Raw genomic sequence first — 5,671 nt, 5'->3', positions numbered from 1 at the left:
GCTCGAACAACTCGGCTACACCGTCACCCTGGAGAAAGCCAGCTAACCCCGGCCAACTGTTTATCTTCGTATCAGACAGCAGGGGTTGGTGGCGGGCCGGTCGTCAGTCGGCTAGGGCGAGCTGCGCGAGCTGGTGAGCGCTGCTCGGGCCGCGCAGGGCCTCGACCACCTCGCCCCACTTCGCCGGCGGGGTGACCCCCTCGGTGACCACGTACCCGGCGCGGGTGAGCGCGTCGACGGTGGTGGCGTGCGGGTCGGAGCCGGCGGCCGGGGCGTCGGTCAGGTAGGTCACGCCGTCGATCCAGGCGAAACCACCGGCGCCGGCGGCCTGCGTGGCGCCGGTGGGGGCGTTGGGGGCGGTGATCCTGCGCATCGGGGTAGGTCCTCTCGGTGGGTGAAGCAAAGTGCGGTGGTGGCTCGCCCGCGGCACGGGCTGGTGGCGGAGTGGGCGACTCGCAGGCCTAAGTGCCTTGGGACCTGCGCAGACGCGTGGAGCGCGTAGCAGGTCGATAGCCTGCGTCAGTCCCGACTAGGGCGGCGGGGGCGACGCCGTACAGGTCCGCGAGCATCAACATGACGGGGGCCGGCATCGTCGTGCGGGCGGTTTCGTACCGGCGAATGCTGGCCGGGTGTCGCCCGACAGCGCGTGCTGCGTCGTCCAGGCTCACCATCGCGGCCAGCCGGGCGCGCTCAGGGGCGCTGCCGGTCTTGTTGATCTGCCCCGCACATGTCGGCCACCTTTCAGTCCTGTCTGTCTATTGACAATTATCAGACACATCTGCTAGGCGGAGCAATTAATGAGCGACAGGGGCGGTCATGGCTTGGCTGGCGCTGGCGACCTCGCCGCACGCACCCGCGGAAACGACTCCTCGAACCACAGTTCGCCCGGGTCGGCATTCCCCCCATCACTCACCGGCCGCACGCGCAGCGACGCCTTCAGCTGCGCCCGGTACTCCTCCGAAGCCCTCACGGGGTGCTGTGCCAGCAAGGCCCGCAGAATGGCGCTCCGAGCCACGTCGGCAGCGTCAGGCCCCTCGGGTACGGCAGCCCGCATGAGGCCGTAGACCTTGGTCACCCACGTGCGCACACCTTCGGCGTCACGAGCGACCTGCCGACGCAGGCGCCGACGGTCGGCCGCGACCAACTCCCGGAAGGCAGCGACAGCAGGCGACACGCCCGGCCGCTGTTCCCGCGCGCGAGACCCCCACTGACCGGTCACGGAGTCAGGGTCGTCGTTGTGGTGGTTTGTCATGCGGTGGCAGCCTCTCGATGGTCGCGCTGCAGGTCGCGGTAGCGGTCGAGCTCGTCGCGCCAGCGGTTGGGATAGCGCTCGCGGGCGCTGTAGGCGTGCGCGGCGCAGTCCCAGGCGTAGATGAGGTGCTGGAGGTGGCGGCCTTCGGGGCGGGGTCCCAGCTCTCGCTCGGCGGCCGCGCGGCGGCTGGCGCGGTCCTGCCTGGTGGCCGCGTCGGCGACTCGCTCGCGGGCCTGTTGAAGCATCCGCTGGCAGCTGGTCCATTCGGTGCCGGCGAGGAGGTAGCCGGCGGGGTTGTGGATGCTGGGGTCCTTCTCGGCGATGGCGAGGAGGGCGGCGGCGGTGTCGGTGTCGGTGTCGTACGCCGTGGCGATCTGCTCGACGGGGGTGGGGGAGGTGGCGCCGGGGTCGGTGTGCACGTCGGGCTCCTTGCTGCTGCTTGCTGCTTGAGGACTAGAGGACAGAAGGACGGGGTCAGGTTTAGGCGTAACCGTGACCTGCGACTGACCTGCTACTGACCTGCTACTCGGCGAGTAGGGGGTCACGTTCACGCCTGGCACTGACCCGCTGCTGCAGTCGGGAGTCATGGGCGAGTAGGGGGTCACGTTCACGCCTGACACTGACCCGCTACTTGGGGGAGTGGGTTCCGGCGTTGCGCCCTGGTCGAGCACCGACGGTCCGAGGTCCACGACGCTGGCGCCGCGTCCGTTGCCGCCCTGACGACGCACCACGAACACACCCATCTCTCTCAAGTCCTGGCGCCGTCGCTTCACCGTGGCCTCACTGATCCCCAGCGCCTCGGCTTGCGCGACCTGGCTGCGCAACGCGTGGGTGCCGTCGTCGTTCGCGCTGCCTGCCAAATCCTCAGCGATGGCCAGCAGGGTGGATGACCAGCCCTCAGCGATGGCGCGGCGGCGGATCGCGGTCCGGGCGGCCTCTCGCGCCGTCACTGCCGGACCTCGCTGGTTAGGTCGGCGGCGTAGCTGCCGTCTGGCTCGACGGTCAGGAAGCCGTTGGCGACAAGGCCGGCCATGCCCTCGTGGAATGCGGCCAGCGGGATACCCAGGCGCCCACAGACCTCGGCGGCCGTGGTGACCGTGGCGGCGTCGCCGAAGTGCACCACCAGCTCCGCGGTGTCGTCGTCCACGGGCATGCCGCTGGCGTTCCAGTCGTCGGGGTCTAGTTGCTGGCCACGACGCATCACGCTCACAGTGCGGCCCCGGTGTCCGTCGGACCGCCCAGAAGCTGGCGCAGGGCCGAGTGAGGGACCAGGAGGCGCCTGCCGATTCGTATGGTTGGCAGTTCGCCTTGCTGGGCTGCCCGGTAGGCGGCGGCTCGGCCGATGCCAAGCACGGCGCCGGCCTCCGGCACGCTCATCGTTTCTCGTGCCCGCTGCGCTTCATTGCTGTTCGTCACGTGTCGTCCTTCTTTCGTTGCGCTCGGTGACGACACTGTGCCGGGACGTGCTCGCCCGTTGCATCTCATGCGCGACAGCCCTCCGGTGTGCGCATCGGCGAATGCGCAGGTCAGAGGCCTGCCCGCTCGCGCCGAAAGATGCGTTTTCGCAGGTCAGCCCATCCATGCGGGACCTGGTCAACGCTGTGCGCATCAATTTTACTTTCACCGCCCGGGTGTCTGCGCAGTGAGCGAACAGTTCTCTGTTATCTGGACACGCCGGGATGGTTGCCTGCATGAGTTGAGTGCTGCGGCCTGATGACATGGACACCGGCGAGGGAGGCCGGTGTGCGAGTGGTCAAGCAGCGGGAGGACGGCATCGTCCGGCGCGTGATGCTGGTCGACGACCACGGTGGCGAGGTGGCGGCGGTGAACCCATTCCTCTCCCACCTGTTCGACGCGGGATACAGCCCGAACACGGTGTGCGCCTACGGCTACGACCTGCGGCACCTGGCGCTGTTCATGGCCGATCGGTCGCTGGGCTGGAACGACTTCGGTCCGCCGACGGCGCTGGAGTTCCTCGGCTACCTGCGCCGGGTACCGTCGCGTCGGCCGGCACAGCGCCTCGGGCTGACGGTGGCCACCGAACAGGGCCGGCTGCTGGCACCGGCAACGGTGCAGCGTGTGCTGGCCGCGACGTCGAGCTTCTTCGACTGGGCGATCGCGGCCGAGCAGTACACGAACGGGGAGAACCCGATGCAGCGGCGGATCGACCACGCACTGGGCCGGGTGCCGGAACGTCACCAGCCGTTCGTCGGCGCGAGCCGGCAGCAACCAATCCGCCGCACGGTGCGGGTCCGGCTACCGCTGCGGCTGCCGCGGCCGATGAGCACCGAGGACATCGACGTCCTGCTGGCCAGCCTGACCACGATGCGCGACCTGGCGATCGTCTTGCTGATGCTCGACGGCGGCCTACGTCCCGGCGAGGTGCTGTGCCTGCAGCTCGACGACATCTCCTACGGCCGCCGCCGCGTCACGATCCGCAAGCGCGACGACCACCCTCGCGGCGCCCGGGCAAAGGCACGAACCGAACGGGTGGTGGACCTGCATGAGCCGCGCACGCTGGACGCCGTCAACCGGTACGTGCTGCACGAACGGCCGCTGGACGGTGAGAGCCCGTTCGTGTTCCTGGTCGGCGGCACCGGTGAACGTCGGTGCGAGCCGCTGAGCTACCAGGCCGTGGTGCGCGGGTTCGCCCGCCGCCTGGACCGCCTCGGGATCCGGGCGCCGGACAAGACGCCGCACGCGCTGCGGCACACGCACGCCACCGCGATGTGGGAGGGCGGGATGCGCGAACTGGCCTTGCAGAAGCGGCTCGGGCACGCCTCGCCGGAGTCGGTCCGCATCTACACCCGAGTTTCCGACGAGCAGGTGCTCGCCGATTACGACCACGCGCTGCGGGACCGGTCGTGACCGAAACCGGCCCCGTACGGCACCTGACCGCGGCACCAGACCCTGCGGTGGTGCCACGGGTGCACGCCGACCGGGCCACCTACCAGGAGTGGGTCGAGAAGCACTGCACCAGCTACGCGTCGCGCTGGGACCGGATGAAGAACTACGACCGGTTCGTCGAACGGTGGCCGGTGCTGGCCGACTGGTTCGACGCACCGCTGCGGCAGCGCCTGCTGGACAAGGAGAACTGCGTGCGCGGGCAGCACCCGCACGGCGGGGCGAGCGTGATCATGCCTTACCTGACCTACCTGGCGCTGGTGCACGGCGTCGGCCTGGACTACCCGGTGCTCCTCGCCCGAACGTTCACCAGCCCGTTCAAGCTCCAGGCCCGGCACGGCGGCCTCGGCGTGGACGCGAGCCTGTTCGATCGGCACGTGGCCCGGCTCACCGAGCTCGGCTACGCCACGGCGCGCACTCAGCTGGTCTGGCCGCTGGGGCGGATGCTGCTGCACCGCGGCGACCCGGACCTAACCGCGCTGAACGTCGATGACCTCGACGAGCTCCGCGCCGCGATCGACGCCTTCACCGCCCGGCTGCGGCTGGACCCGGTACGGGAGTTCTACTCCCGGGCACCCGACGAGCGACCGCCAACCGAGACCGCCGACGGGTACCTGCGCTCGGCGATCGCTCGCTTGCACGCGGTGCACGTGTTGCTCTTCGACCTCGGCCAAGTAGACCGGCCGCCGACCGGACGGGTCACCGCCGGCAGTTGGATGAACCAGCTCGCCCCGCCCGGCGCGCCGCCGAAGATCTGCGCCGTCATCGAGCGCTACCTACGGCCGCACCTGGACGCCAACCTGGACCGGCCACAGACCGTGCGCCACGCCCGCGACGCGCTGCGCCGCCTGGCGAACTGGATGGGCGAGGCGCATCCGGAGATGGACAGCCTGGCCGACCTGCATCGCGAGCATGCCGAGGAGTTCTTGCGCTGGCTTGGCAAGCAGACCAACCAGCAGACCGGTGCTCCGTTGAGCATCAGCTACCGGCGAACCGTGGTCACGCTGATCACCCGGTTCGTAACCGAGACCGCCGCCTGGGGATGGGACGACGTCCCGGCACGGGTGCTGTTCACCCGCGGCGACATCCCGAAGATCCCCAAACCGCTGCCGCGGTTCATCCCCGACCACGAACTCGCCAAGCTCATGAACGCCGTCGAGCAACTGCCCAACCCCTATCAGCGGGCGGCCCTGATCGTGGCCCGGTGGAGCGGCGCCCGCCGCGACGAGATCCGCCGGCTCGCCGTCGACTGCCTCGACACCTACCCCGACGGGCACCCGCGGCTGCGGATCCCGGTCGGCAAGGGCTACGCCGAACGCATGATCCCGCTGCACCCACAGGCCGCCGACGCGCTGCAACCCCTCATCGAGCTGGCCCGCAGCACGGGCGGGCGGCGGCGCTACGACCCCAGCGCCGGCCGGGAGGTCCAACACATTTTCGGCTCTTGTGACCCTTCCGTGGGTCGCTGAGCGTGGCCTGATGTGGCGCACGCCGTTCTCTGTCTAGGTTTCTGGC

Annotated in this window: 6 protein-coding genes; 2 read left to right on the top strand and 4 right to left on the bottom strand. The window is 69.8% G+C overall.

What is annotated here, in order from left to right; genetic code table 11:
- Positions 1-103: 103 nt before the first annotated feature.
- The 4 genes from ABKW28_RS22405 to ABKW28_RS22390 form a co-directional block, all read right to left on the bottom strand.
- The gene (locus ABKW28_RS22405) at positions 104-373 is read right to left on the bottom strand and encodes a hypothetical protein (protein ID WP_348613438.1); all 270 of its coding nucleotides are present in this window, start codon (positions 371-373) and stop codon (positions 104-106) included.
- Between the two features lie 875 nt (positions 374-1,248).
- The gene (locus ABKW28_RS22400; RefSeq protein ID WP_348613436.1) at positions 1,249-1,671 is read right to left on the bottom strand and encodes a hypothetical protein; all 423 of its coding nucleotides are present in this window, start codon (positions 1,669-1,671) and stop codon (positions 1,249-1,251) included.
- Between the two features lie 527 nt (positions 1,672-2,198).
- Positions 2,199-2,453: a hypothetical protein gene (locus ABKW28_RS22395; RefSeq protein ID WP_348613434.1), complete on the bottom strand. Its 255-nt coding sequence runs from the start codon at positions 2,451-2,453 to the stop codon at positions 2,199-2,201.
- A gap of 5 nt (positions 2,454-2,458) precedes the next feature.
- Positions 2,459-2,668: a helix-turn-helix domain-containing protein gene (locus ABKW28_RS22390; protein ID WP_348613432.1), complete on the bottom strand. Its 210-nt coding sequence runs from the start codon at positions 2,666-2,668 to the stop codon at positions 2,459-2,461.
- Positions 2,669-2,995: 327 nt separating this feature from the next.
- Between ABKW28_RS22390 and ABKW28_RS22385 the strand changes: the two genes are divergently transcribed.
- Both ABKW28_RS22385 and ABKW28_RS22380 read left to right on the top strand, forming a co-directional pair.
- Complete coding sequence (locus ABKW28_RS22385; RefSeq protein WP_348613430.1) at positions 2,996-4,120, top strand: tyrosine-type recombinase/integrase; 1,125 nt, start codon at positions 2,996-2,998, stop codon at positions 4,118-4,120.
- 50 nt (positions 4,121-4,170) lie between these two features.
- Complete coding sequence (locus ABKW28_RS22380; protein WP_348613428.1) at positions 4,171-5,625, top strand: hypothetical protein; 1,455 nt, start codon at positions 4,171-4,173, stop codon at positions 5,623-5,625.
- Positions 5,626-5,671 lie beyond the last annotated feature (46 nt).

The sequence above is a fragment of the Nocardioides sp. 31GB23 genome, from assembly GCF_040012395.1.
Taxonomy (GTDB): domain Bacteria; phylum Actinomycetota; class Actinomycetes; order Propionibacteriales; family Nocardioidaceae; genus Nocardioides; species Nocardioides salarius.
This window is presented reverse-complemented; position numbering and strand designations above follow the sequence as displayed.